This window comes from Cellulosimicrobium sp. So1_17 (genome assembly GCF_055181235.1).
This window is the reverse complement of the sequence record NZ_CM143702.1, coordinates 95,451-120,335: the sequence shown is the minus strand read 5'-3', so window position 1 is coordinate 120,335 and position 24,885 is coordinate 95,451. Positions and strand designations below refer to the sequence as shown.

Sequence of the window (24,885 nt, the reverse complement as noted above, 5' to 3'; positions counted from 1 at the left end):
CGGTTCACGTGACGGCGAGGTTAGGCACGTCCTCGGGACCTTGTCAAAGCGCTTTACCAACCGTCGTGGGGTGTGTGATCATCGATCCGCAGCACCGTTCCCGAGCCCGAGGAGTGCCCTGTGGTGACCATGCAGGACGTGGCCGACAGCGCCGGCGTCTCCCTGACGACCGTGTCGTTCGTCGTCAACGGGACGAAGCGCGTCGCCCCGACGACGCGGGCCCGGGTCGAAGCGGCGATGGCCGACCTGGGCTACCGGCGGAACGTGCTCGCCCGGGCGCTTGCCAGCCGCCGCAGCCACATCGTGGCGTTGGTGTTCCCGGCCCTGCAGCACCGTCTGGGCAGCACCGCCCTGAGCATCGTCACCGCGGCCGCGAGCGCCGCCACCGAGCGAGGCTTCAACGTCGTGCTCTGGCCGGTCGACGACGCGGCGCAGCTCGACGACTATCTGTCCGGCGGCCTCGTCGACGGGGTCCTGCTCATGGAGGTCACGGCCGACGACGCGCGCGTCGCACTGCTCACGGAGCGGGACGTGCCCTTCGGCCTCATCGGCCGCACGGACGACACGACCGGGCTGTCGTACGTCGACATGGACTTCGCCGGGATGGTCGCCACCGGGCTCGACCACCTCACGGACCTCGGGCACCGCCGCGTCGCCCTGTTCCTCGGCGACCCCGACGGCCCCGCCTGGTCGGGGTACGGGCCTGTCGTGCGTACCGAGGAGGCCTACCTGACCGAATCGGCCCGCCACGACCTCGACCCCCTCGTCGTCCGCGGCGGCCAGGACCCGCGCTCGGGCAGGTACGCCGCGACCGCGCTGGTCGCGGAGCACCCGGACGTCACGGCCGTCCTCGTCCTCAACGAGGCGGGGCTGTCGGGGTTCGTGAACGGGCTCGTCGCGGCAGGGCGCGCCGTCCCGGAGGACGTCTCCGTCCTCGCGCTCGCGACCTCGGCGGCCGACCTCGTGACTGCCGACCCCGCCGTCAGCGCGGTCGTGGCGCCGGGCGCGGAGCTCGGGGTGCGCAGCGTCCAGGGGCTCGTCGACCGGTTGGCCGATCCCGCCGCTCCGCCCGCGCACGACCTCCTGCCCGGCACCCTCGAGCTCGTCGGCTCCACCGCCGCCCGGCGCTGAGGATCCACCCGCTCCCCCGCTCCACCCGCTCCACGACCACCGGAAGGCCCCGCCCCATGAAGTTCACCGACGGTTTCTGGCACGCCCGTCCTGGCGTCGCGATCCACTACGCCCGCGAGGTGGACCGGGTCACGGCGGACGGCTCGAGCCTGCGCTCCGTCGCGCCGACGAAGGCCGTGCGGCACCGGGGTGACACGCTCAACAACCCGGTCATCACCACGACGGTGTCGTCACCGATGGAGAACGTGGTGCGGGTACAGCACGTGCACCACCGAGGCCGGCCGGAGCCGCGTCGGTTCGAGCTCGACCTCGCCGACGGGATCGGCCGCGCGACCGTGGTCGACGGCGACGGCACCCTCGAGACGGGCGACCTCTGCGTCCGGCTGTCGGTCGGCGCGTCCTGGGAGCTGTCGTTCCACGCCGACGGCCGACGCCTCACCGGGTCGAGCGGCAAGTCGGCCGCGTGGGCAGACGTCGCCCACGACGCCGCGGTCGACCACGGCCCGATCGAGCTGCGCCGCGACGGTCGCACCAGCTACGTTTTCGACCAGCTCGACCTCGGCGTCGGTGAGCTCGTCTACGGCCTGGGCGAGCGGTTCGGCCCGGTGGTCAAGAACGGCCAGACGGTCGACATCTGGAACTACGACGGCGGCACCTCCAGCGAGCAGGCGTACAAGAACGTGCCGTTCTACCTGACCACCGGCGGTTACGGCGTGTTCGTCAACGACCCCGGGCACGTCTCCTTCGAGGTCGGCTCCGAGGCCGTCGAACGGGTGCAGTTCTCGGTGCTCGGCGAGGCGCTCGACTACTTCCTCGTCTACGGCCCCGACCCCAAGACGATCCTCGAGCGCTACACCGCGCTCACGGGCCGCCCCGCGGAGATCCCCGCCTGGACCTACGGACTGTGGCTGTCGACGAGCTTCACCACGGACTACGACGAGGCGACCGTCAGCTCGTTCATCGACGGGATGGCGGAGCGGGACATCCCGCTGAGCCTGTTCCACTTCGACTGCTTCTGGATGCGCGAGTTCAACTGGTGCGACTTCGAGTGGGACGCGCGCACGTTCCCCGACCCCGAGGGCATGATGGCTCGGCTCCACGACCGCGAGCTGCGCGTGTGCGTGTGGATCAACCCGTACATCGCCCAGCAGTCGCCGCTGTTCGACGAGGGCATGGCCGCCGGCCATCTCGTCAAGCGCCGTGACGGGTCGGTCTGGCAGTGGGACCGCTGGCAGGGCGGGATGGCCCTCGTGGACTTCACGAGCCCGGACGCGACCGCCTGGTTCAAGGACAAGCTCCGGGTGCTCGTGCGCCAGGGTGTCGACGCGTTCAAGACGGACTTCGGCGAGCGCATCCCGGTGGACGTCGAGTACTTCGACGGCTCCGACCCGGAACGCATGCACAACTACTACACGCATCTTTACAACAAGGCGGTCCACGAGGTGCTCGCCGAGGAGCGCGGCGTCGGCGAGGCAGTCCTCTTCGCGCGGTCGGCCACCGCCGGCGGCCAGCAGTTCCCGGTGCACTGGGGCGGCGACTCCACCGCGTCGTACGTGTCGATGGCCGAGTCGCTGCGCGGTGGCCTGTCGCTCGCGTACAGCGGGTTCGGCTACTGGAGCCACGACATCGGCGGCTTCGAGATGACGCCCGACGCCGGCGTGTTCAAGCGCTGGACGGCGTTCGGCCTGTTCTCCAGCCACAGCCGCATGCACGGCAGCGGGTCCTACCGCGTTCCGTGGATGTTCGGCGAGGACGAGTCCGACCCGACGAGCGCCGTCGCGGTGACCCGCAAGTTCGCCCGGTTCAAGAACCGGCTCGCGCCCTACCTGGTCGCTACCGGGCACGAGGCACACCGGTCGGGCACGCCGATGATGCGGCCCATGCTGCTGGAGTTCCCGCACGACCCGGCGGTGCCGCACCTGGACCGCCAGTACATGCTCGGTCCCGACCTGCTCGTGGCGCCGGTGTTCAACGCCGAGGGGGACGTCGACCTCTACCTGCCCGAGGGCGAGTGGGCCGGCCTGCTCACCGGTGAGCGCGCCGCTGGCGGCCGCTGGGTGCGGGAGAGCCACGACTTCGACTCCCTGCCCGTCTACGTGCGGCCCGGAGGGGTCGTCCCGCTGAGCGTCCACGAGGAGCGCCCCGACGTCGACCACCTGGACGGCCTCACGCTGCTCGTGAACCCCGGCGCCGACGGCTGGTCACGAACCGTCGAGGTGCGCAGCACCGACGGTGCGGCGGTCGCGTTCACCGTCCGGCGCGACGGGGACGACGTCGTCGCCGGGTCGCCGCTCGCTGCGGGCTGGTCGCTCGAGGTCGTGGGCGGAGCCCGTGCGCAGGCTGCGGACGGCGCCGTCCGGGTGCCCGCGTGAGCGCCTCGGCACCGGGCGCTGCGGTGAGCGTCGTCCGGCCGGGTCCCGCATGGCTTGCGGACGCCGTGGCTGCCGTCGGTGCTCGAGCGGTCCCGCCAGGTCCGGAGACAGAAGCCCTGCTCTGGTTCGGCGGCGACCACTCCGACCTGCGGGCAGCCCTGGCCTCCGCACCGCGCACACGCTGGGTCCAGCTCCCGTCGGCCGGAGTCGACGCCTACGCCGAGGGTGGACTGCTCGAGACGCCCGGCATCACGTGGACGTCGGCCAAGGGCGCCTTCTCCCGCCCGGTGGCCGAGCACGCGCTCGCCCTGACGCTGGCCACGCTCCGGCACCTGCCGGAGCGTGCCCGTGCGCGGTCGTGGGGCAGGCCCGCCGGGACGTCGCTGTTCGGCGCGGACGTGCTGGTGCTCGGCGCCGGGGGCATCGCCCGGACCTTCCTCGACCTGCTCGCGCCGTTCGGTACGCGCAACACCGTGGTGCGCCGTCGCGCCGAACCGGTACCGGGAGCGGAACGGACGGTCACCACGGATCACCTGCACGCCGAGCTGGCCCTGGCAGACGTCGTCGTGGTCGCCGCAGCACTCACGACGCAGACCCGAGCGCTGCTGGGCGCCGCGGAGCTGGCCACCATGAAGCCCGGCGCAGTGCTCGTCAACATCGCGCGTGGCGGGCTCGTCGACACCGACGCCCTCGTCGCGGCGCTCGTCTCGGGCCACCTGGGAGGCGCGGCGCTCGACGTCACGGACCCGGAGCCCCTGATCGACGGGCACCCCCTGTGGGACCTGCCGACAGCGCTGGTGACCCCGCACACCGCCGACACCCGGGAGATGATCGAGCCGCTGCTCCGGGCGCGGGTCGAGGAGAACCTTCGTCGGTTCGTCGCCGGCGAACCGCTCGAGGGCGTCGTCGACCCGATCGCGGGATACTGACGGGGTCGGTGCGGACACGCGCCTGCCCGGCACGGAGAAGAGGCCCGGACCTGCGACAGCTCGCGGGTCCGGGCCTCTGGCCAGGCGATCGACGTCTGGCCGCAACGTCCGGTGACTAGAAGTTGATCATGTGCCCCGCGAGACCGTGGATCGACTCCTGGACGGCCTCGGACAGCGTCGGGTGCGTGTGCACGTTGCGCGACAGCTCGTTGACCGTGAGGTCCCACTTCTGCGCGAGCGTGAGCTCGGGCAGCATCTCGGAGACGTCCGGGCCGATGAGGTGCCCGCCGAGCAGCTCGCCGTAGGTCTCGTCGGAGATGAGCTTGACGAAGCCGACCGGGTCACCGAGGCCGTGGGCCTTGCCGTTCGCCATGAAGGGGAACGTCGCGACCTTGACCTTGTACCCCTCGTCGCGCGCCTGCTGCTCGGTGAGGCCGAAGCTCGCGACCTGCGGCTGGCAGAACGTCGCGCGCGGCATCATGCGGTAGTCGCCGAGCGTGAGGGTCTCCGCGCCGGCGATGGTCTCGGACGCGACGACGCCCTGCGCCTCCGCGACGTGCGCGAGCATGAGCTTCGCGGTGACGTCGCCGATCGCGTAGATGTTCTCGACGTTCGTGCGCATGACGTCGTCGATCGCGATGGCGCCGCGCTCGGTGAGCTGCACGCCGGTGTTCTCGAGGCCGAAGCCCTCGACGTTCGGGGCGAACCCGACGGCCATGAGCACCTTGTCGACGACGAGCTCGCCCGGCTTGTCGTCCTTGACGCCCTTGAACGTGACCTTGACGCCGTCGGTCCCGTTGTCGGTGACCGTCTGGACCGCCGTCGACGTCAGCAGCTTCACGCCGAGCTTCTTGTACTGCTTGGCGATCTCCTTGGAGACGTCCGCGTCCTCGTTGGGCAGCGCGCGGTCGAGGAACTCGATGATCGTGACGTCCACGCCGTAGTTCTTGAGGACGTAGCCGAACTCCATGCCGATGGCGCCGGCGCCGACGATGGCGATCGACTTCGGCAGGTCGCGCGTGAGGATCTGCTTCTCGTACGTGACGACGTTCTCGGACAGCTCGACGCCCGGCAGCAGGCGGACCTTCGAGCCCGTCGCGATGATCACGTTGTCGAACGTCACCTGGTCGGTCGAGCCGTCGGCGAGCTTCACGTCGAGCGTGTGCGCGTCGCGGAACGTGCCGCGGCCGTCGTACTCGGTGATCTTGTTCTTCTTCATGAGGAAGTGCACGCCCTTGACGCGTCCCTCGGCCACCTGGCGCGAGCGGTCGAACGCCGCGCCGAAGTCGAAGGTCACGTCACCGGACATGCCGAAGGTCTTCGCGTCGTGCGTGAAGAGGTGCGCGAGCTCGGCGTTGCGCAGGAGCGCCTTGGAGGGGATGCAGCCCACGTTGAGGCACACCCCTCCCCAGTACTTCTCCTCCACGACCGCGACCTGCAGACCCAGCTGGGCTGCACGGATCGCGGCCACGTAACCACCGGGACCTGCACCGAGGACGACGACGTCGTAGTGGGATGCCATGGCGCCAAGCCTACTGGCGCTCGGCGGGCCGCGGACCGCCGTCGCGGGCGACGTCCGCCACACCTCGCGGCCCTGTACGGCGCGTCGCAGGGTTGACCCCGCCGTTCCGTCGGGGCGACGATGTCCGGGATGCGACACCTGCGGCTCCTCCTTCTCGGGCCGCGCTGAGCCCGCCGGGCGGGCACGCTCAGCGCGGCGGTGCCTGCGCGTCCCGGTGACGGTCCCCGGGTGAGCACGGCGAGTGCCCGACGACGAAGCCCACCTTCTCGAGGAGCCTCACCGTGGACGCCGCACACCCCTCACCCCCCGCTGCACCCCCCGACCCGCGCCCGACCACGCGGTCGTCGACCGCCGAGCACGGGGATACCGACCGGATCGCGCCGGATCCGGTGGCCGATCCCGTGTTCGCGCGGGGACGACCGAGCCCTACCGCCGCGATCGAGGACCGCTGGCAGCGGTACTGGGACGAGCGCGGCACGTTCCGCGCCCGCGACGACGGAAGCCGCCCCCGCCGCTACCTGCTGACGATGTTCCCCTACCCCTCCGGCGACCTGCACATGGGTCACGCGGAGGTGTTCGCGCTGGAGGACGTCGTCGCGCGGTACTGGCGCCTGCGCGGGTTCGACGTGCTCAACCCCATCGGCTGGGACTCCTTCGGCCTTCCCGCCGAGAACGCGGCGATCCGCCGCGGCGAGAACCCCGCCGTGTTCACCGAGGCCAACATCGCGACGCAGGCCGCTACCGCGCGCCGGTACGGCGTCTCGTTCGACTGGTCGCGACGCCTCGAGACGCACCGGCCGGAGTACTCCCGCTGGACGCAGTGGCTGTTCCTGCGCCTGCTGGAGAACGACCTCGCGTACCGCGCGACGGCGCCCGTCAACTGGTGCCCGACCGACCGGACCGTGCTCGCCAACGAGCAGGTCGTCGGCGGCCGGTGCGAGCGGTGCGGCGCGGACGTCGTGCAGCGCGAGCTCACGCAGTGGTTCGTCCGCGTCACGGCCCACGCGGACCGGCTGCTCGACGACATGTCGGCGCTCGAGGGGTCCTGGCCCGAGCGTGTGCTGGCGATGCAGCGCCACTGGATCGGGCGCAGCGAGGGCGCGCGCATCCGGTTCGCCGTCGTGCCCGACGGCGGCGCTCGCCCCACCCGGACCCGGCCGCCCGCCGAGAGAGCGGGCGAGGCAGCGACCGAGTCGGGCGCGGCCGCGCAGGACGCGACGGGTGAGCGCCCTGCCGTGGTCGAGGCGTTCACGACGCGGCCCGACACGCTGCCCGGCGTCACGTTCCTCGCGGTGGCGCCCGAGAGCCCGCTCGCGACCGCGCTGTGCAGCCCGGACCGCGCCGACGAGCTGGCGTCGTACCGCGCCGCCGCGCTCGCCGCGGGCGAGATCGCCCGGACTCGCGCCGACCGCGCCGCCTCCGGCGTGTTCCTCGGCGCGCACGTCCGCCACCCCGTCACGGGCGCCGACCTGCCGGTCTGGGCGGCCGACCACGTCCTCCCCGGCTATGGCACGGGCGCCGTCATGGGCGTGCCCGCGCACGACGAGCGCGACGCGCGGTTCGCGGCCGCCCACGGCCTGCCGACGGGCTCGGGCGAGACGTGGCCGACGGTCGACGACGCCGTCTCCCGACTGGAGGCGGTCGGCGCGGGCGAGCGCGCGACGTCGTACCGGCTGCGCGACTGGCTGGTGTCCCGGCAGCGCTACTGGGGTGCGCCGGTGCCCGTCGTGCACTGCGGGGCGTGCGGAGTCGTCCCTGTGCCCGACGACGAACTGCCCGTGCGCCTGCCCGACCTCGCCGGCGACGACCTGCTCCCCCGCGGCCGCTCGCCGCTCGCCTCCCCCGCCGCCGACGCGTGGCGCCGCGTCCCGTGCCCGCGCTGCGGGGCGGACGCCGAGCGCGACCCGGACACTCTCGACACGTTCGTCGACTCGTCCTGGTACTTCCTGCGGTACTGCTCGCTCGGCACGGCGGCCGACGGCTCGGGCGCTCCCGACGACCTGCCGTTCCGACCCGAGGACGCCCGCCGGTGGATGCCCGCCGCGCGGTACGTGGGCGGCGTCGAGCACGCGATCCTGCACCTGCTGTACAGCCGGTTCGTCACGAAGGTGCTGCACGACCTGGGCTGGGTCGACGTCGTCGAGCCGTTCGCGACGCTGCTCAACCAGGGGCAGGTGCTCAACGGCGGCCGCGCGATGAGCAAGTCGCTGGGCAACGGCGTCGAGCTCGGCGCACAGGTCGACCGGTGGGGCGTCGACGCGGTGCGGCTCGCGATGGTCTTCGCGGGTCCGCCCGAGGACGACGTGGACTGGGCGGACGTCGACCCGGCCGCGATGCGCCGGTTCTGCGAGCGGGTGCTGCGGCTCGTCGACGCGGTCGCCTCCGGGAACGCGACGGTCGCCGGCGGGGCGGTCACGGACGCGCCGGGCGGCACGGGCCGCGCCGACCCGCCCGTGGCGCTGCGCGGTACGCGTGCGCACGCCCTGCGGCGCGTCACGCACCGGACGGTGCACGACGCCGAGGACCTCCTCGAGCGGTCGCGGTTCAACGTGGTCGTGGCCCGGGTCATGGAGCTCGTCTCGGCGGCGCGCCGGGCGGTGACGGACGGCCCGGCGTCGGACGAGGACGCCGGTGCGCACCACGCCGCCGTCCGCGAGGGCGCCGAGGTCGTCGCCGTGCTGCTCGGCCTGTTCGCCCCGTACACCGCCGAGGAGGCGTGGGAACGGCTCGGGCACGCGCCGTCGGTCGCGGAGGCCGCGTGGCCGGACGTCGACCCCGCCCTGCTCGTCGACGACACCGTGGAGGCCGTCGTGCAGGTCGACGGGAAGGTGCGCGGACGGCTGACGGTCGCGGCCGACGTCGACGAGGCGACGCTGCGGGACCGCGCGCTCGCGACGCCGGGCGTCTCCCGGGCGACCGACGGGCGCGACGTCGTGCGCGTCGTCGTGCGCCCGCCGCACCTCGTGAACGTCGTGACCCGCCCCGCGCGCGGGTGACCGCCGACGCGCGAGGTCGTGTGCGACGGATACGATGCTGCGGCCGCGTCCCGACACGACCCAGCGGACCCGCCCGCGGCACCTCGGGCCCGCGTACGGAGACCTCATGGCTGTCGGACTCGCTGCCCTCCTCGACGACATCGCGGCGTTCGCCAAGCTCGCCGCGGCGTCGGTGGACGACGTCGCCGCGGCCGCGGGACGCGCGAGCGCGAAGGCGACGGGCGTCGTCATCGACGACACCGCCGTGACACCGCGCTATGTCGAGGGACTCGCCGCGAAGCGCGAGCTGCCGGTCATCAAGCGCATCGCCACCGGCTCGCTGCGCAACAAGCTGTTGTTCATCCTCCCGGCGATCCTTCTGCTGAGCGAGTTCCTCGAGTTCCTGCTCACCCCCCTGCTCATGGTCGGTGGCCTGTACCTCGCGTTCGAGGGCGCCGAGAAGGTGTGGGAGCTGGTCTCCGGGAAGCACCACGCGGAGGTCGAGAGCGCGGCGGAGAAGAAGGCCGTCGACGAGGACACCGTCGTGTCCAGCGCCGTCCGCACGGACTTCATCCTCAGCGCCGAGATCATGGTGATCGCGCTCAACGAGATCGCGTCCGAGGGCTTCTGGTCGCGCCTGATCATCCTCGTCATCGTGGCGCTCCTCATCACCGCCGTGGTGTACGGCATCGTCGCGCTCATCGTGAAGATGGACGACATCGGGCTCCACCTCGTGGGCCGCAGGACTGGCTGGGTGCAGTCGTTCGGCCGTGGCCTCGTGGGGGCGATGCCCAAGGTCATGGCCGTCATCTCGTTCGTCGGGATCATCGCGATGCTCTGGGTCGGCGGGCACATCCTCCTCCAGGGCACGTACGACCTCGGCTGGCACGGCCCCTACGACGTGGTGCACCACCTCGAGCACGCCGTCGAGGACGTGGCAGGCATCGGTGGCTTCCTCGCCTGGCTCGTCAACACGGCGTGCTCCGCCGTGGTGGGCGTTCTCGTCGGGGGGCTCGTCGTCCTGGTCGTGCACCTGATCCCCCGCCGCAAGCACGGCGAGCCGGCGGACCACGGGCAGACGCCCTCCTCCCCTGCGCCCACCGAGCCGTCGGACGCCTGACCCGGCCTCGACGCCGCCCCTCCTGATTGGATGGAGCGATGGACTCCGGCACCTGGACCAACATCGCTCTCGTGCTGCTCTTCGTCCTCGTCGGCGGCGTGTTCGCCGGCACCGAGATCGCGCTCGTGTCGCTGCGCGAGAGCCAGGTCGCGCAGCTCGAGAAGCAGTCGGCCCGCGGGGCACGCGTCGCGGAGGTCGCGCGCGACCCCAACCGCTTCCTCGCCGCCGTCCAGATCGGCGTGACCGTCGCGGGGTTCTTCTCGGCCGCCTACGGCGCGTCGACGCTCGCCCCGGACCTCGCGCCGGTCCTCGAAGGGCTCGGGCTGCCCGAGTCGCTCGCGTCGACCCTCTCGCTCGTCCTGCTCACGCTGCTCGTCGCCTACCTCTCGCTCGTGCTCGGCGAGCTCGTGCCCAAGCGCATCGCGCTGCAGCGCTCGGCGTCGGTCGCGCTCGCCGTCGCGCCCCCGCTCGACCGGTTCGCGACGCTCATGCGTCCCGTGATCTGGCTCCTGTCGCGGTCGACGGACGCCGTCGTGCGGCTCCTCGGTGGCAACCCGTCGGCGCGCGGCGAGGAGATGAGCGAGGAGGAGCTCCGCGAGCTCGTCCTCGCGCACGAGGCGCTGCCGGAGGACGAGCGCCGCATCCTCGACGACGTGTTCGCCGCCGGGGACCGGTCGCTCGCCGAGGCGATGACGCCCCGCGGCGACGTCGCGTTCCTGTCGGGCGACGAGACGCTCGCCGACGCCGCCCGCACCGTCGCGGCCGGGCCGTTCTCGCGGTACCCCGTGACGGGCGAGGACTTCGACGACGTCGTCGGGTTCCTCCACGTGCGCGACCTGCTCGGGCGAGACTGCCCCGACCACCCGGAGACGGACCCGGCGACCGGGCGCCCCTTGCTCGTGCGCGACGTCGTGCGGCCGATCCTCGAGCTGCCCGCGACCAACACGGTGCTGCCTGCGATGTCGCGCATGCGGAGCGAGGGCGTGCACATCGCCGTCGTCGTGGACGAGTACGGCGGCACCGACGGCATCGTCACCCTCGAGGACCTCGTCGAGGAGCTCGTCGGCGACATCCGCGACGAGTACGACCCGGATGACACCCCGCCGGCGCGCGAGGACGGCGCAGCGACGAGCGTCGACGGCGGCCAGACCATCGAGGAGCTCGCGCGTCGCACCGGTATCGCGCTGCCCGACGGGCCGTACGAGACCGTCGCCGGGTTCGTGGTGGCCGAGCTCGGCCGCCTGGCGGTGGTGGGCGACCACGTCGACGTCGCGGGGCACCGGCTCACCGTGACGGACGTGTCGCGCCGGCGGATCGTCCGCCTCGACGTCTCCGACCTCACGTGAGTGCTGGGTGTCGGTGGTGGGTCGTAGCGTCCAGCCCATGGGCGCATCGACGGAGATCAAGGTCGGGATCGTCGGGAGCTTCGGCTCCGTGACCGAGGTGGTCGACATGGCGGTCGCGGCCGAGGAGCACGGCTGGGACGGCTTCTTCTCGTGGGACGGCATGAGCATCATGGAGGTCGACACCTACGACCCGTGGGCCGTGCTCGCCGCGGCCGCCGTCCGGACGGACCGGATCACGCTGGGCGCGATGGTCTTCGCGCTCCCCCGCCGCAAGCCGTGGGAGGTCGTGCGGCAGTCCGTCACCGTCGACCACCTGTCGGGCGGGCGCCTCGTCCTGCCCGTGGGCGTAGGAGTGCTCGACGACGGCGGCTTCTCGGCCGTCCCCGGCGAGCCGCGAGCTCTGCGCGACCGGGCCGCACAGCTCGACGACGCCCTCGCCTTCCTCGACCACGCCTGGACCGGCGAGCCGTTCGCGTTCTCCGGCACGCGACTCGAGACGAGCGAGATGCACTTCCTCCCGCGCCCGGTCGAGCGTCCGGTCGTCGGGCATCACGTCCCGGTCTGGCCCGTCGGAGTGTGGGACGCCGAGCGCCCGCCGCTGCGCTCGCTCGACCGCACCCTGCGCCACGACGGCATCGTCGTCCAGCTCAGCGGCGATCGCGGCTTCGACGTCCCGACGCCCGACGCCGTCGCCGCCCTGGTCACGTGGCTCACCGCGCGCCGGACTGAGCTGGGCCTCGCCGATCGCCCGTTCGACGTCGTCCTCCAGGGCGAGCTCCCCCTCGACCGCTCGGCGGCGCAGGACCAGCTCGCCGGCCTCGCCGACGCCGGCGCGACCTGGTGGGTCGAGTCGCGCTGGAACCCGGAGACCGCGACCCCGCGGTCCCTCCTCGACGCGATCGACCAGGGCCCGCCGCGCCCCTGACCCGGTCATCCTTGCGGAACGCCGCCGGTTGTCCACGAGCGGCGACCTCCGAGTCCGGGCCTTCGCGGTCGACCGGGCTGCGGCCCGTGCTGTCCCCCTCAGCACGGTGCTTGACGACGCTTCCGTCGACCACGAGATCGTGCAGGGCGAGGCCGACGGCCTGGCCCTCAGTCTCCAGCGCCGAGCAGTGGATCTGCGCGGAGAGCCTGCGCGGATCCACTCGTCGCGCCGGGCGCGCATCGGGGGGCCGACCTGGACTCGCGGTCGTGCCGCTGAGAGGTGCCGCCCAGGACGAGGCGGCCCGTGGACCCGATCAGGAGCGCGACCGGGCAGCGGGGCCGCCACGCCGCCGTCGAACACCCAGCGGCGTGGCGGTGCGGACTGTCATGCGGCCTGGTGCTGCGCCACCGTGGTGGCCGGAGATCGACTGATGACCACGGCACCGACGACCAGGCCGGCGACGGCAAGGGCCGCGGCGATCAGGAACGGGTCGCCGGAGTGCAGGGCCGGGGCGAACCCGAGGCCGACGTAGACCGCCACGCCGGCCGCTCCTCCGAGCTGGTCGGCTCCTCGCTGGACGCCGGAGGCGATCCCGGCGTCCTCGTCGGTGGTCCCGCTGACCGCGATGTACTGCAGACCCACGAGTCCGAAGCCCATGCCTGCTGCGATCAGCAGCATCGCCGGGAGCAGCCACGCTGCTCCGCCACCCACGACGGCCACGAGCGCGACCACCGCCATCGCGCCTGCAGCAGCCGCGAGGCCTACCAGCACGCATGCGCGTGCGCCCCAGCGTCCCAGCAGCCGGGGCACGAGCACCGAGGCGGCGATCAGCGCCGCGGCCAGGGGCAGCATCGTGAGACCGGCTCCCAGCGGACCCATCTCGAGCCTGTCCTGCAGGTAGAAGGTGAACAGCAGGAACGAGGTCGACAGCGCGCCGCTGAGCAGCATCGTGGTCAGGTTCGCCCGTACCCGGGTCCGGTCTGCGAAGAAGGTCAGCGGGACCAGCGGGTTCGGCGACCTCGCCTCGACACGCACGAACCCGACCGCGGTCACCACTGCCCCGACCAGTGCCACCAGACTCACCCACGGGCTCGTCCCTGGCTCGCCCGCCTCGACGACGCCGTAGACGAGCAGCAGCGGGCACATGGTCAGAAGGAGCGCGCCCGGCAGGTCCAGGCGGACCGGCTCACGGGGAGCCGACCGGTCGTTCGGGACCAGGAGGAGCGCGGCCACGATCACGACCAGGATGAACGGCACGGAGATCAGGAAGATCCATCGCCAGCCCAGGTGAGCAGTGATGATCCCCGAGAGGGCGAACCCGAGCACCAGGCCGCAGCTGGCTACCGCGGCCCACACGCTCAGGGCTTGCGATCGGCGAGGACCTTCGGGGAAGAGCAGCACGATGGTGGCCATCGCCGCAGGCAGCGCGACAGCCTCGCCCGCACCCTGGAGCAGACGCGCGGCGACCAGGACCGGGAACGAGGGAGCCAGGCCCGCCAGCAGGGACGCTGTGCCGAACAGGACCGTGCCGGCCAGCAGCGTGCGGCGGCGACCGAACAGGTCACCGAGCCGGCCGCCGAGCATCAGCAGCCCGCCGCCCGTGATGGTGTAGCCGACCACGACCCACGCCAGCGAGTGGCCGTCGACGCCGAACTCTGCGCCGATCGAGGGAAGGGCGATGTTGACCACGGTCACGTCGACCGCGATGAAGAACTGCAGCATGGACATCGCGCACAGCACCAGCCGTGCGCGCACGGGGCGGGACTGTTGCCGCCGGTAAGGAGAAGTGCCTGGAAGCATCGATTGCTCCGTCGCTCAGAGTTTCCGAGCAGCACGAGAAGAGCCGCTTCGGATGGACCACGAAGCGGCCGGACGTTCCAGGTGGATGGTGCTGTCGAGCTGGACGTCCCGCCGCTAGCGGGACGTCCTGGTCACTGCCGCGCAAGCGGCCGAGCACGAAGCGGCTGACATGCAGCGAACACTAGCATCGGGCATGTGTGCCTCCGGGGGCGGGTCCCCTGTCCGCGCAACCTCCGAGCCACGGAACGCGGTCGTCGTCCCCGGCCGCACCGGGCAGAGCCCTCGGCCAGACGGACGACCGCCCTCCGGAACGCCGTCGGACCCGACGCCGCAGCGAGCACAGTGTGGGCGACGACCGGGTCCTGCGGAGGTGAGGACGGGTCGTGGTGGGCCTGGCGGGAGCGGGGCGAGGGACGAGCCCCGCGGATGGTCGACCCCGTCGTCACCTCCGCAGGACCCGCCCCCAGTGCGTGAGAATCTCAGCCGACCGGCCGAGCCGCCTCGATCTCGACCTTCGGCAGCGTCTTCGCCGGCAGCGTCTTCGGCCGCCACGACGCACGCGTCGCCTCGAACGCGGAGATCTCCTCCTCGTGCTGGAGCGTCAGACCGATGTCGTCGAGACCCTCCATGAGGCGCCAGCGCGTGTAGTCGTCGATCTGGAACGGCACGGTGACGTCCTGCGCGGACGCGGTGCGTGCGACGAGGTCGACGGTCACCTCGGTGCCGGGGTTGGTCTCGAGGATCTTCCAGAGGAGCTCGATGTCCTCCTGCGCGACGATCCCGGCGACGAGGCCCTGCTTGCCGGAGTTGCCGCGGAAGATGTCGGCGAAGCGGGACGCGAGGACGACGCGGAAGCCGTAGTCCTTGAGCGCCCACACGGCGTGCTCACGGGACGAGCCGGTGCCGAAGTCGGGGCCGGCGACGAGCACCGAGCCGGTCCGGTAGGCGTCCTGGTTGAGGATGAACGCGGGGTCGCCGCGCCACGCCGCGAACAGCGCGTCCTCGAAGCCCGTGCGGGTGACGCGCTTGAGGTAGACGGCGGGGATGATCTGGTCGGTGTCGACGTTGCTGCGGCGCAGCGGGACGCCGACGCCGGTGTGGGTCGTGAACTTCTCCATGACGGGACCTTCTTCGGGGCTTCGGGGGAACGGCGAGCGGCGGGCGCCGACGGGGTCGGCGACTCGGACCTGGCGTCAGACCTGCACGAGGACGCGCGGGTCGAGCGGCGCGAGCGGCGTGCCGTCGAAGGACGTGATGTCGACGTCGGCCGGGAGGTCGAGGTCGGACAGCGACGACAGCGTGCCGCGCAGCGCGGTCGCGGCGGCGACGAGCGGCGAGACGAGGTGCGTGCGCCCGCCCTTGCCCTGACGGCCCTCGAAGTTGCGGTTGGACGTGGACGCGGCGCGCTCCCCCGGCGTGAGCTGGTCGGGGTTCATGCCGAGGCACATCGAGCAGCCGGCGTTGCGCCACTCGGCGCCGAAGTCGAGGAAGATCTTGTCGAGCCCCTCGGCCTCCGCCTGGAGGCGCACCCGCGCAGACGCCGGGACGACGAGCACGCGCACGCTGTCGGCCTTCTGCTTGCCCTGCACGACCTTGGCGACGGAGCGCAGGTCCTCGATGCGGCCGTTGGTGCACGACCCGATGAAGACGGTGTCGACGGGGATCTCGCGCAGCGGCTGCCCGGGCGTCAGGCCCATGTACTCGATGGCGCGCTCGGCGGCGACGCGCTCGTTCTCGTCGGCGATCTGCTCGGGGACGGGCACCGTCGCGGAGATCGGCAGGCCCTGGCCGGGGTTCGTCCCCCACGTGACGAACGGCTCGAGGTCGGCGGCCTCGAGGTAGACCTCGGTGTCGAACTCGGCGTCGTCGTCCGAGCGCAGGGTGCGCCAGTACTCGACGGCCGCGTCCCAGTCGGCGCCCTCGGGCGCGTGGGGGCGGCCCTTGAGGTACTCGAACGTCGTGTCGTCGGGTGCGATCATGCCGGCGCGGGCGCCGGCCTCGATGGACATGTTGCAGATCGTCATCCGCGCCTCCATCGAGAGCGTGCGGATGGCCTCGCCGCGGTACTCGAGCACGTAGCCCTGCCCACCGCCGGTCCCGATCTTCGCGATGATCGCGAGGATGATGTCCTTGCTCGTCGCGCCGGGCGGCAGCTCACCGTCGACGTTGATCGCCATCGTCTTGAACGGTGCGAGCGGCAGCGTCTGCGTCGCGAGCACGTGCTCGACCTCGGACGTGCCGATGCCGAACGCGAGAGCGCCGAACGCGCCGTGCGTGGACGTGTGGGAGTCGCCGCACACGACCGTCAGGCCCGGCATCGTCAGGCCGAGCTGCGGCCCGACCTGGTGGACGATGCCCTGGTCCGCGTCGCCGAGCGAGTGGATGCGGACGCCGAACTCGCGCGCGTTGTCGCGCAGCGTGTCGATCTGCGTGCGGCTCGTGAGGTCGGCGATCGGCAGGTCGATGTCGAGCGTCGGGGTGTTGTGGTCCTCGGTCGCGATGGTGAGGTCCGGGCGCCGGACGGGGCGGCCGGCGAGACGGAGACCCTCGAACGCCTGCGGGCTCGTGACCTCGTGCACGAGGTGGAGGTCGATGTAGAGGAGGTCGGGCGACCCGTCGGTGCCGCGGCGCACCAGGTGCGCGTCCCAGACCTTCTCTGCCAGCGTGCCGGCCATGTTGCTCATCTCCTCGTCGTCTGTCACGGCGTCTCCGCGGGGGCACGGAGGACCGTCTGGGTCGATGGTCCGTCGTCCGGCGACAGGCCGGGGAGAACGTCCAGCGGCTGGAACATCCTCGGCGGACTTGCATCTCAGTCCATGAGACGTCAATATCGACCTATGGACAATACTAGCGGAGTCGGCGTGCTGGACAAGGCGGCCTCCGTCCTGGGCGCCCTGGAGTCCGGGCCGGCCACCCTCGCGCAGCTCGTCACGGCCACGGGCCTGGCCCGCCCGACGGCGCACCGCCTCGCCGTCGCGCTCGAGCACCACCGCATGGTCGCGCGCGACATGCAGGGGCGGTTCGTCCTCGGGCCGCGACTCAACGAGCTCGCGACGGCCGCCGGCGAGGACCGCCTCCTCGCCGCTGCGAACCCCGTGCTCACGGCCCTGCGCGACCACACCGGCGAGAGCGCGCAGCTCTACCGCCGCCAGGGCGACCACCGCATCTGCGTCGCCGCCGCGGAGCGGCCGGTCGGCCTGCGCGACTCGATCCCCGTGGGCGCGACGCTCACGATGAACGCCGGTTCCGCCGCCCAGATCCTCCTCGCGTGGGAGGAGCCCGACCGGCTCCACCGCGGTCTGCGCGAGGCCGTCTTCACCGCCACGATCCTCTCCGGCGTCCGGCGCCGCGGCTGGGCCCAGTCCGTCTCCGAGCGCGAGCTCGGGGTCGCCTCGGTCTCGGCCCCCGTGCGCGGGCCGTCGGGCCGCGTCGTCGCGGCCGTGTCGATCTCGGGACCGGTCGAGCGGCTCACACGCCAGCCGGGCCGGCTCCACTCGGGCTCGGTCGCGGCGGCGGCCAACCGGCTCACCGAGGTGCTCCGCCGCGCGGGCGAGTAGTCGCACACCGGAGGCCCGTGCCCCCGGGATGCCGATCGCCCGACGGCCCGGGCGAGCCGCACCCGGAGTGCACGGGCCTCGGCGCGCCGCGGGACGCAAACGGGACGCCCCCTGTCAAAATGACACCGTCTGCTGTCATGCTGTGCGGGCCGTCCGACGCGGCCCGACCAGGGGCGCACCGTCTGGCAGTCCGACCGACCTCGACACGGAGGAGCCCCGATGCATCCGAAGGTGAAGGCGATCCTGATCTGGGCGCTGGTGATCTTCGCGCTGTACGCGATCGTCACGAGCCCGGAACGAGCCGCCGACATCCTCGAGGGGATCTGGGACGTCATCGTCGGCGCGTTCCGCAGCATCGGCCAGTTCTTCAGCTCGCTCCTGGACTGAGCCGTGGCCGGGCGTGGCGGACCTCGCAACCGGATCCTCGACCGCTACGTCCTGACCGGCGAGCGGGTCGTGGTCGCGACACGTCACCACTGGGCCATGCTCCTCGAGCCCGTCGCCACGACGGCGGCGGGCCTGCTCGTGGTCGTCTGGCTCCTCGTCCAGGCGGGACCGTCCGCGGGCGACGGGCTGATGGTCCTCTGGCTGCTCTGGCTCGTGCTGGTGGCGCGGCTCGCGTGGAAGCTCCTCGAGTGGCGCAACGAGTGGTTCGTCGCCACCGACAAGCGCCTCCTGCTCCTCTACGGCCTGATCACGCACAAGGTCGCGATGATGCCCCTCACGAAGGTGACCGACCTCAACTACGGCCGCTCGCTCACCGGCCGGGTGCTCGGGTACGGGCAGTTCCTCCTGGAGTCCGCCGGTCAGGACCAGGCGTTGCGCCAGATCGACTGGGTCGCCCGGCCGGAGGCGACGTACCGCCGGATCTGCGACACCCTCTTCGGCCCGGGCGGCATGGCCGGACGGCCGGGTGGGGGCGCCCCCGCGCCGGTCACCGTGGCCCCCAGGTCCTCGGCGTCCCGCACCGTCGACGGCGGCCCCGTCCCCCCGGACCATCCCTCGCGGACGGCACGTCCGGACGGCGCCGAGCCGCCCCCGGTGCCCCCCGCACCGGCCTGGGACGGCCGGAGCCCTGTCCCACCGCCCCCGGTGCAGCCGGCGCCCCCGGCGCCTCACGTCGGCGACGCCGTGGTCGTGCCGGGCCGCAGCGCCCGCCCTGTCACCGAGATCCACGCGAAGTCGAGCGGACCGACCCAGCCGCTGCCCGTCGTCGGGCCCCGTGACGACCACGAGGACGAGCCGGGCTGGGCCGTGTCGGGCGAGCACCGGGCGACGTACGTCCCGGTGATCCACCCGCGGCCGACGTCGCCCCCCGTGCCGAAGCCCTACGAGCCGGGCCCGGGCCGCGCCGAGGCGCCGTAACCACCTTTGCGGTGCGCCACGGCCGCCTGCGGCGGGACGCCCTGCCGAGGGGGCGGACGGCGCCGGTGGCGGTCAGCCGGTGACCGCGCGCGCTGCGGGGCCCGCGCCGTCGCCGCGGTCCTTGTCGCCGAGCTTCTCCTTGAGGAAGAACATCGGGAGGAGGAACGTGGCGAGCGCCGTGACGAGCCACACGACGAGGGTCGCCAGGATCCACGGGACCGCGCCTCCCTCGATGCGCAGCCCGTCACCGATGACCGAGGCGATGAGCAGCGCGACGAAGGTCGACACGAGGCCGATCCCCCCGAGGAAGGCCGGCGCGTACCGCGCGGTCATCTTGGCGATGAACGGGGAGAGGACGGCCTGGGCGATCGTGAACACGGCCACGGCGACGATGAACCCGGTCGCGGTGAGCACGACGCCGTCGATGACCCAGCTCGCCACGAGCAGACCGAGGGCGACGGAGGCCAGGAGGATCAGCACGCGGATGAGGAATCGGACCATGCGGCGAGCATAGCGACGCACGTCACACTCGGCGCGCCGGACAGCGCGACCGACGGCCTGCCGGACCGACGTTCCTGGAGACGCCGAAGGCCCGGTCACCGTGTGGTGACCGGGCCTTCGCGATGTACCCCCAACGGGATTTGAACCCGTGTTACCGCCGTGAGAGGGCGACGTCCTAGGCCGCTAGACGATGGGGGCCTGTGGTTCCCGATCCGTTGCCGGACCGTTTCACCGGAGAGAACTCTACCTCATGTCTCGGGCGGTTCTGACCGCCGATCCAGGAGCCGGAGCTCATCGCTGGGGTACCAGGACTCGAACCTAGACTAAGTGGACCAGAACCACTCGTGCTGCCAATTACACCATACCCCATGGTGGTATCCACCCCGCGTGATCAGCGGGCCGATCGGACGGGTTGACACCTGTCCCCTCGGCCCCTCACGTGGAGGTCTCACCGGCCGAGAACATTACCGGACTCGGGGACGGGGACCAAATGCGACACCCGCGGCGCGTTCCCGCGCCAGACCCGCGCACCTCCGGCGCCGCGCGGGCCCCCCGCAGGTCGCCCCGACGCCGCAGGTCTGGCACCGTCGGAGGATGACCGGACCACCGCACCGGACGAGCGCGCGGGACGTGCCACCGGACCCCGCCTCGCGCCACGACCGTGCCGCGTCGTTCGAGCAGGGCGCGGCGCAGTACGCGTCGACGCGACCGTCCTACCCCGACGCCGCCGTCGACTGGCTCCTGCCCGACGGCGCCCGCACCGTCCTCGATCTGGCCGCCGGGACCGGCAAGCTCACGCAGAGGCTCGTGGCGCGAGGACTGGACGTCGTCGCGGTCGAGCCGTCGGAGGCGATGCGGGCCGAGCTCGCCCGGACCACGCCGGGCGCCCGTGCTCTCGGCGGGACCGCCGAGTCGATCCCGCTCCCCGACGCGAGCGTCGACGCGGTGCTCGTGGCCCAGGCCTGGCACTGGTTCTCCCCCGCGGCGCCTCCCGAGATCGCCCGCGTGCTGCGACCCGGGGGCAGGCTGGGCATCGTGTGGAACGTGCGCGACAGCGGCACGGACTGGGTCGCGCGCTTCACCGAGATCATCCACCGCGGAGACGCGCTCGAGCCCAGCTACGCCGAGCCGGTCCCCGGTCCCCGGTTCACCCCTCCTGAGCACCGGACGTTCGCGTGGGCGGACCCGATCCGCCCGACGACGCTCCGCGCCCTCGCGGCGTCCCGCAGCTACCTGCTCACGCTGCCCACCGCGCGCCGTGAGGAGCTGCTCGCCGAGATCGACGACCTCGTCGCGACGCACCCCGACCTGGCCGGCCGACCCGAGGTCGACCTCCCGTACCGCGCGGAGTGCTGGCGCGCCGACGTGCTGCCGGGGTCGGCGTGACGCCGGCACCCTTCGGTTCGGGCGAGGCGGCGCGCCGACCGGCCGGCACCCGGGTCACGGGCGACGACGTCCGCACGGCGGCGACCTGGCTCACGGGACGACTCGAGCGCCACGAGGGCGCCGCGTTCGACGCGCAGGCCGGACCGGTGCGCTGGTCGTGCTGGACGACGGCGGAGCACGTGGTCGACGACCTGGTGGCGTACGCGCTGCAGCTCGCCGCGCTCCCCCGCCTGGCGTACGTGCCCCTCGTCGGGCCCCGCGGCGAGGACGAGATCGTGCACGTCGACCGGGAGACGGGCACCGCGGGCCTCGTCGAGGCGCTGCTCGGTGGCGCCGAGCTGCTCGCGACGCTCGTCGAGACCCGGCCCGGCGACGCGCGCGCCTACCACCCGTACGGTCTCTCGGACCCGGAGGGATTCGCCGCGATGGGTGTCGCCGAGGTCCTCGTGCACGGGCACGACCTCCTCCTCGGCCTCACGGGCGAGGACGTGCCCTTTCCTGCGGGCGTGGCGCCCAGGGTCCTCTCGCGCCTCTTCCCGGACGTGACCGTGCAGGGCGGCGAGGACCCGGACCTGGTCCTGCTGTGGGCCACGGGTCGCGGCGAACTGGCCGGGCGTGCGCGACGCACGCGGTGGCGCTGGGACTCGACGGTGCGGTGACGACCCCCGGAGAACGACGAGCGGTGGCGGGACGCCGCGCTCAGGCGGTGCGCCGGACGCGACGCCGCACGGCACCGCGCGCCCGCTCCAGGGTCGACACCCGCCGGAACGTCGCGGACCGCTCGTCGAGTGCCGCGACCTCGTCGTCCGCGAGGTGGGCCGACGCGGCCTCGACGTTCTTCTCGAGCTGCTCGACGCTCGACGCACCCGGGATCGCGAGCACGTTCGGCCGCGCCACGACCCAGGCCAGCGCGGCCTGCGAGGCGGACAGGTCGTGCGCCTCGCCGACCTGCCGCAGCGTGTCGAGCAAGGGCGCGAGGCGTTCGAGGTTCTCCGGCGCGAACACCGGGTTGGCACGGCGCACGGCGTCCTGCGGACGGTGGTCGGTGGTGTACCGGCCCGAGAGCACGCCCTGGCCGAGCGGGCTGTAGGCCACGACGACACGACCCTCGGCCCGCGCCCACGGCAGGAGGTCCTCCGCGGGTGCCCGGTGGACGAGCGAGTACTCGACCTGGTTGCTGACGACCGCGCCCCCGAGGGCGCGCTCCGCGGCCTGCCACCGGTCGAGGGAGTAGTTCGAGACACCCACCTGGTCGACGAGCCCCGTGCGCTGCAGCGCGCCCATCCCGCGCATCGTGGTCCCGTCGCGCACCACCGGGTTCGCCTGGTGCACCTGGTACAGGTCGATCCGGCGGACGCCCAACCGGTCCGCGGACGCGACGGCACGCTGCTCGACGACCGGCGCGAGCGGCAGCAGCGGGAAGATCTTGGTGGCCACGACGACCTCGTCCCGACGGTCGCCGAGCGCCTCGCCGAGTATCCGCTCGCTGCGCCCGAACCCGTAGAGCTCCGCGCTGTCGAAGAACGTCACGCCGAGGTCGAGCGCACGCCGGACGATCTCCCCTGCCTGCCGGTCGGCGAAGTCGTCGCCGTAGCCCCACTCGCGCGAGCCGAACTGCCACGTGCCGAGGCCGATCACGGAGGCGGGGACGTGGGTGCCGAGGTCCAGGGTGCGCATCGGGACACTCTCCGACGACGCCGTCCCCGCGGCAAGCGGACGGGCCACCCGTGCACGGCCCGGGACGTCAGCCGGCCGTGGCGTTCGCCGCGGCGGCGATGCGCCGGGCGCCGGACGACAGCGCCGTGCCGTCCTTCCAGACCATCCGCAGGCGCCGTCCCAGCTCGAGCCCCGGTACGGCGAGCCGGACGAGCGCGCCCCTCGCGACGTCGTCGGCCACGGCGAGGCTCGAGAGCACGGCGACCGCGCCGCCGTGCTGCACGGCGGTCTTGAGGGCTGCGGTCGACCCGAGGTAGGGCAGGTGGTCGGGCAGCCGCTCGCCGAGCGCCGCGAGACCGCGCTCGAGCGTCTCGCGCGTCCCGGAGCCGCCCTCGCGGACCACCAGCCCGCCCGAGAGCAGCTCGTCGACGCGCAGGGCGCTGCGACGCGCCCAGCGGTGCCCGGGGCCGACGACGACCACGAGCTCGTCGTGCGCGACGGTGCGGCTGCGGAGCCCGCGGTGCAGGGTCGCGCTCTCGACGAACCCGAGCTCGACGTCGCCCGCGAGGACGAGGCCCGTGACCTCCGTCGAGTTGCGCACGACGAGCTCGACGTCCGGGGCGTCCCGCGGCGACCGCGCCGACGCGTCCGTCAGGGCGAGACGCGCGAGCCACCGCGGCGCGAGGTACTCCGCGACCGTGAGGCTCGCCGCGACCCGCACCCGCTCGGCGGGCTGCTCGCGCAGCGACGCGACGGAGGTCTCGAACCGGTCGGAGGCGTCGATCACCTCGCGCGCCCACGCCGCGGTGGCGCGGCCGGTCTCGGTGAGACGGGCACCGCGCGTCGTGCGCTCGAGGAGCTCCAGCCCGAGCCTCCGCTCGAGCGCCCGCAGCCCGGCCGACGCCGTCGGCTGCGCGACGCCCAGCGCACGGGCGGCGGCACTGATCGACCCGTGCGAGTCCGTCGCGACGAGCAGCTCGAGCGCGCCGAGCGGTGTGCGGTGGTCGCGCGACGTCGAGGCCATAGGCCCACCCTATGGGTGCCGAGCCAGGTCGGCCTTCCGGCGCGGGCCGGCGAGCGGCAGCCTGGGAGCATGACCATCACCCGACCGTCGACCGAGCCCACCCGGCACGACGCGCGCCCGGCGCCGACCGGCTCGGGTCGCGCCACGCGCCTCGCGCCCGGACTCGCCGTCGTGGCCGTCGCCACCGTGGTCGTGCTGGCCGGCTCCCGGATCGTCCCGACGGTCTCGCCGCTCGTCGTGGCCCTGGTGCTGGGCGCCGTGGTGGGCTCCGTCGTGGTCGGGCGGGCCCGCCGTCCGCGGACCGCGGCCCGGCTCGCCGCGCTGCGTCCGGGGATCGCGTGGACGACGACGACGGTCCTGCGGACGGGCGTGGTCCTGCTCGGGCTGCAGCTGTCGGTCCCGGAGGTCCTGGCCCTCGGCTGGCGCGGGCTCCTCGTCGTGGCGACGACCCTCGCCGTGACGTTCGCGGGCACGCTCGCGCTCGGTCGGCTGCTGCGGGTACCCCGCGCCACGTCGCTGCTCGTCGCCACGGGGTTCTCGATCTGCGGCGCGGCGGCGATCTCGGCGATGCAGGGGGTCGTCGCGCGATCGGGGCGCACCCCCGACCAGGTCCGCGAGGACGACGACGCCGTCGCCACCGCGCTCGCGCTCGTCACCGTCTACGGCACCCTCGCGATCGTCGTGCTGCCCTGGCTCGCCGGGCTCCTGCACCTCGACGACGCGCAGGCCGGGCTGTGGATCGGCGCGAGCGTGCAGGAGGTCGCACAGGTCGTCACCGCGGCGGGCACGGTGTCGGCCGCCGCGCTCGCGACCGCGACCGTCGCGAAGCTCGCGCGCGTCGCGCTCCTCGCGCCGATCGTGACCGGCGCCGGGCTCGTCGCGGCCCGCACCGGGGCGCCGGGCGGACGGACGCGCGTCGCGCCCGTGCCGTGGTTCGTCGTCGGGTTCCTCGTGGCGGTGGGGTTGCGCAGCGCGGGCGTCGTGCCGCAGCCGGTGCTCGACGCGGGCTCTGCGCTCATGACGGTGGCGTTCGTCGCGGCGATGTTCGCGCTCGGCCTCGGCGTCGACGTGCCGCGCCTCGTGCGCACCGGCCGGCGCGCGCTCGTCCTCGGGGCCCTCTCGGCGGCCGTCGTCACGACGACGTCCCTCGCCGCCGTCCTGCTCCTCACCTGACCGGAACCCGCCGGGACGTGAGATCCCGCCCGGTCTCGTGCGGATCGAGGCGGAGGATCACTTCTCGGCGGATGCGGGGCGTGCTAGGTTCGAGGAACGCGAT

The 24,885-nt window shown here is 73.2% G+C and carries 20 protein-coding genes and 2 tRNA genes; 13 read left to right on the top strand and 9 right to left on the bottom strand.

Annotation, left to right across the window (positions count from 1 at the left end; translation table 11 throughout):
- Positions 1-129: 129 nt before the first annotated feature.
- Genes ACZCLJ_RS00490 through ACZCLJ_RS00480 form a run of 3 tightly spaced genes read left to right on the top strand, consistent with a single transcriptional unit; the run spans position 130 to position 4,432 of the window.
- Entirely contained in the window at positions 130-1,131 is a 1,002-nt protein-coding gene (locus tag ACZCLJ_RS00490) for a LacI family DNA-binding transcriptional regulator (RefSeq protein ID WP_463106331.1), read from the top strand.
- Between the two features lie 56 nt (positions 1,132-1,187).
- Positions 1,188-3,503, top strand: coding sequence for an alpha-xylosidase (gene yicI / locus ACZCLJ_RS00485; protein WP_463105095.1), 2,316 nt, complete (start codon positions 1,188-1,190; stop codon positions 3,501-3,503).
- Entirely contained in the window at positions 3,500-4,432 is a 933-nt protein-coding gene (locus tag ACZCLJ_RS00480; protein WP_463105094.1) for an NAD(P)-dependent oxidoreductase, read from the top strand. Before yicI ends, ACZCLJ_RS00480 begins: the two co-directional genes overlap by 4 nt.
- Positions 4,433-4,547: 115 nt before the next feature.
- On the opposite strand, the gene lpdA is transcribed toward ACZCLJ_RS00480, so the two are convergent.
- Positions 4,548-5,954, bottom strand: coding sequence for a dihydrolipoyl dehydrogenase (gene lpdA / locus ACZCLJ_RS00475; protein ID WP_251151730.1), 1,407 nt, complete (start codon positions 5,952-5,954; stop codon positions 4,548-4,550).
- Between the two features lie 389 nt (positions 5,955-6,343).
- On the opposite strand from lpdA, the gene ACZCLJ_RS00470 reads away from it, so the two are divergent.
- The 4 genes from ACZCLJ_RS00470 (at position 6,344) to ACZCLJ_RS00455 (ending at position 12,320) form a co-directional block, all read left to right on the top strand.
- Positions 6,344-8,950, top strand: coding sequence for a leucine--tRNA ligase (locus ACZCLJ_RS00470; RefSeq protein WP_463105093.1), 2,607 nt, complete (start codon positions 6,344-6,346; stop codon positions 8,948-8,950).
- 106 nt (positions 8,951-9,056) lie between these two features.
- On the top strand, positions 9,057-10,049 hold the full coding sequence (locus ACZCLJ_RS00465; RefSeq protein WP_251151732.1) for a DUF808 domain-containing protein: 993 nt from the start codon (positions 9,057-9,059) through the stop codon (positions 10,047-10,049).
- A 38-nt stretch (positions 10,050-10,087) separates the two neighbouring features.
- Positions 10,088-11,395, top strand: coding sequence for a hemolysin family protein (locus tag ACZCLJ_RS00460; RefSeq protein ID WP_463105092.1), 1,308 nt, complete (start codon positions 10,088-10,090; stop codon positions 11,393-11,395).
- 37 nt (positions 11,396-11,432) lie between these two features.
- Positions 11,433-12,320 carry an LLM class flavin-dependent oxidoreductase gene (locus tag ACZCLJ_RS00455; protein ID WP_463105091.1) on the top strand — a complete coding sequence of 296 codons (888 nt, stop codon included), beginning with the start codon at positions 11,433-11,435 and terminating at the stop codon, positions 12,318-12,320.
- Between the two features lie 384 nt (positions 12,321-12,704).
- Here ACZCLJ_RS00455 and ACZCLJ_RS00450 read toward each other — a convergent pair whose 3' ends face one another.
- The 3 genes from ACZCLJ_RS00450 to leuC all read right to left on the bottom strand — a co-directional run bounded on the left by ACZCLJ_RS00450 (position 12,705) and on the right by leuC (position 16,795).
- Entirely contained in the window at positions 12,705-14,120 is a 1,416-nt protein-coding gene (locus ACZCLJ_RS00450) for an MFS transporter (RefSeq protein ID WP_463105090.1), read from the bottom strand.
- Between the two features lie 479 nt (positions 14,121-14,599).
- Complete coding sequence (leuD, locus tag ACZCLJ_RS00445; RefSeq protein WP_463105089.1) at positions 14,600-15,238, bottom strand: 3-isopropylmalate dehydratase small subunit; 639 nt, start codon at positions 15,236-15,238, stop codon at positions 14,600-14,602.
- A 75-nt stretch (positions 15,239-15,313) separates the two neighbouring features.
- Positions 15,314-16,795 (bottom strand): 3-isopropylmalate dehydratase large subunit, encoded by a 1,482-nt coding sequence (leuC, locus tag ACZCLJ_RS00440; protein WP_251151889.1) that lies wholly within the window; start codon positions 16,793-16,795, stop codon positions 15,314-15,316.
- Between the two features lie 162 nt (positions 16,796-16,957).
- On the opposite strand from leuC, the gene ACZCLJ_RS00435 reads away from it, so the two are divergent.
- The 3 genes from ACZCLJ_RS00435 to ACZCLJ_RS00425 all read left to right on the top strand — a co-directional run bounded on the left by ACZCLJ_RS00435 (position 16,958) and on the right by ACZCLJ_RS00425 (position 19,042).
- Positions 16,958-17,677 (top strand): IclR family transcriptional regulator, encoded by a 720-nt coding sequence (locus ACZCLJ_RS00435; protein WP_251151737.1) that lies wholly within the window; start codon positions 16,958-16,960, stop codon positions 17,675-17,677.
- 219 nt (positions 17,678-17,896) lie between these two features.
- Positions 17,897-18,064: a hypothetical protein gene (locus ACZCLJ_RS00430; protein WP_251151738.1), complete on the top strand. Its 168-nt coding sequence runs from the start codon at positions 17,897-17,899 to the stop codon at positions 18,062-18,064.
- Between the two features lie 3 nt (positions 18,065-18,067).
- Positions 18,068-19,042 carry a PH domain-containing protein gene (locus ACZCLJ_RS00425; protein ID WP_463105088.1) on the top strand — a complete coding sequence of 325 codons (975 nt, stop codon included), beginning with the start codon at positions 18,068-18,070 and terminating at the stop codon, positions 19,040-19,042.
- A gap of 72 nt (positions 19,043-19,114) precedes the next feature.
- Here ACZCLJ_RS00425 and ACZCLJ_RS00420 read toward each other — a convergent pair whose 3' ends face one another.
- The 3 genes from ACZCLJ_RS00420 to ACZCLJ_RS00410 all read right to left on the bottom strand — a co-directional run bounded on the left by ACZCLJ_RS00420 (position 19,115) and on the right by ACZCLJ_RS00410 (position 19,912).
- Positions 19,115-19,543: a phage holin family protein gene (locus ACZCLJ_RS00420; RefSeq protein ID WP_251151740.1), complete on the bottom strand. Its 429-nt coding sequence runs from the start codon at positions 19,541-19,543 to the stop codon at positions 19,115-19,117.
- Between the two features lie 125 nt (positions 19,544-19,668).
- Positions 19,669-19,741: transfer RNA gene (locus ACZCLJ_RS00415), tRNA-Glu, on the bottom strand.
- A gap of 99 nt (positions 19,742-19,840) precedes the next feature.
- Positions 19,841-19,912, bottom strand: a tRNA-Gln gene (locus ACZCLJ_RS00410).
- Between the two features lie 225 nt (positions 19,913-20,137).
- On the opposite strand from ACZCLJ_RS00410, the gene ACZCLJ_RS00405 reads away from it, so the two are divergent.
- Both ACZCLJ_RS00405 and ACZCLJ_RS00400 read left to right on the top strand, forming a co-directional pair.
- Positions 20,138-20,929: a class I SAM-dependent methyltransferase gene (locus ACZCLJ_RS00405; protein ID WP_251151741.1), complete on the top strand. Its 792-nt coding sequence runs from the start codon at positions 20,138-20,140 to the stop codon at positions 20,927-20,929.
- Positions 20,926-21,588, top strand: coding sequence for a hypothetical protein (locus ACZCLJ_RS00400; protein ID WP_463105087.1), 663 nt, complete (start codon positions 20,926-20,928; stop codon positions 21,586-21,588). The genes ACZCLJ_RS00405 and ACZCLJ_RS00400 overlap by 4 nt, the downstream gene beginning before the upstream one ends.
- A gap of 40 nt (positions 21,589-21,628) precedes the next feature.
- Here ACZCLJ_RS00400 and ACZCLJ_RS00395 read toward each other — a convergent pair whose 3' ends face one another.
- Both ACZCLJ_RS00395 and ACZCLJ_RS00390 read right to left on the bottom strand, forming a co-directional pair.
- On the bottom strand, positions 21,629-22,606 hold the full coding sequence (locus ACZCLJ_RS00395; protein ID WP_463105086.1) for an aldo/keto reductase: 978 nt from the start codon (positions 22,604-22,606) through the stop codon (positions 21,629-21,631).
- A 67-nt stretch (positions 22,607-22,673) separates the two neighbouring features.
- A complete protein-coding gene (locus ACZCLJ_RS00390) occupies positions 22,674-23,609 on the bottom strand; it encodes a LysR family transcriptional regulator (RefSeq protein ID WP_463105085.1) in 936 nt (311 codons plus the stop codon).
- 69 nt (positions 23,610-23,678) lie between these two features.
- Between ACZCLJ_RS00390 and ACZCLJ_RS00385 the strand changes: the two genes are divergently transcribed.
- On the top strand, positions 23,679-24,782 hold the full coding sequence (locus ACZCLJ_RS00385; protein WP_463105084.1) for a YeiH family protein: 1,104 nt from the start codon (positions 23,679-23,681) through the stop codon (positions 24,780-24,782).
- Positions 24,783-24,885: the final 103 nt, after the last annotated feature.

What these genes read in the sequence shown, in the direction of transcription:
- ACZCLJ_RS00395 (WP_463105086.1), bottom strand. Translation starts at nt 22,606, where the DNA reads ATGCGCACCCTGGACCTCGGCACCCACGTCCCCGCCTCCGTGATCGGC.
- ACZCLJ_RS00490 (WP_463106331.1), top strand. Translation starts at nt 130, where the DNA reads ATGCAGGACGTGGCCGACAGCGCCGGCGTCTCCCTGACGACCGTGTCG.
- ACZCLJ_RS00465 (WP_251151732.1), top strand. Translation starts at nt 9,057, where the DNA reads ATGGCTGTCGGACTCGCTGCCCTCCTCGACGACATCGCGGCGTTCGCC.
- lpdA (WP_251151730.1), bottom strand. Translation starts at nt 5,954, where the DNA reads ATGGCATCCCACTACGACGTCGTCGTCCTCGGTGCAGGTCCCGGTGGT.
- ACZCLJ_RS00390 (WP_463105085.1), bottom strand. Translation starts at nt 23,609, where the DNA reads ATGGCCTCGACGTCGCGCGACCACCGCACACCGCTCGGCGCGCTCGAG.
- ACZCLJ_RS00460 (WP_463105092.1), top strand. Translation starts at nt 10,088, where the DNA reads ATGGACTCCGGCACCTGGACCAACATCGCTCTCGTGCTGCTCTTCGTC.
- ACZCLJ_RS00455 (WP_463105091.1), top strand. Translation starts at nt 11,433, where the DNA reads ATGGGCGCATCGACGGAGATCAAGGTCGGGATCGTCGGGAGCTTCGGC.
- leuC (WP_251151889.1), bottom strand. Translation starts at nt 16,795, where the DNA reads ATGGCCGGCACGCTGGCAGAGAAGGTCTGGGACGCGCACCTGGTGCGC.
- ACZCLJ_RS00430 (WP_251151738.1), top strand. Translation starts at nt 17,897, where the DNA reads ATGCATCCGAAGGTGAAGGCGATCCTGATCTGGGCGCTGGTGATCTTC.
- ACZCLJ_RS00435 (WP_251151737.1), top strand. Translation starts at nt 16,958, where the DNA reads ATGGACAATACTAGCGGAGTCGGCGTGCTGGACAAGGCGGCCTCCGTC.
- ACZCLJ_RS00420 (WP_251151740.1), bottom strand. Translation starts at nt 19,543, where the DNA reads ATGGTCCGATTCCTCATCCGCGTGCTGATCCTCCTGGCCTCCGTCGCC.
- leuD (WP_463105089.1), bottom strand. Translation starts at nt 15,238, where the DNA reads ATGGAGAAGTTCACGACCCACACCGGCGTCGGCGTCCCGCTGCGCCGC.
- ACZCLJ_RS00405 (WP_251151741.1), top strand. Translation starts at nt 20,138, where the DNA reads ATGACCGGACCACCGCACCGGACGAGCGCGCGGGACGTGCCACCGGAC.
- yicI (WP_463105095.1), top strand. Translation starts at nt 1,188, where the DNA reads ATGAAGTTCACCGACGGTTTCTGGCACGCCCGTCCTGGCGTCGCGATC.
- ACZCLJ_RS00385 (WP_463105084.1), top strand. Translation starts at nt 23,679, where the DNA reads ATGACCATCACCCGACCGTCGACCGAGCCCACCCGGCACGACGCGCGC.
- ACZCLJ_RS00450 (WP_463105090.1), bottom strand. Translation starts at nt 14,120, where the DNA reads ATGCTTCCAGGCACTTCTCCTTACCGGCGGCAACAGTCCCGCCCCGTG.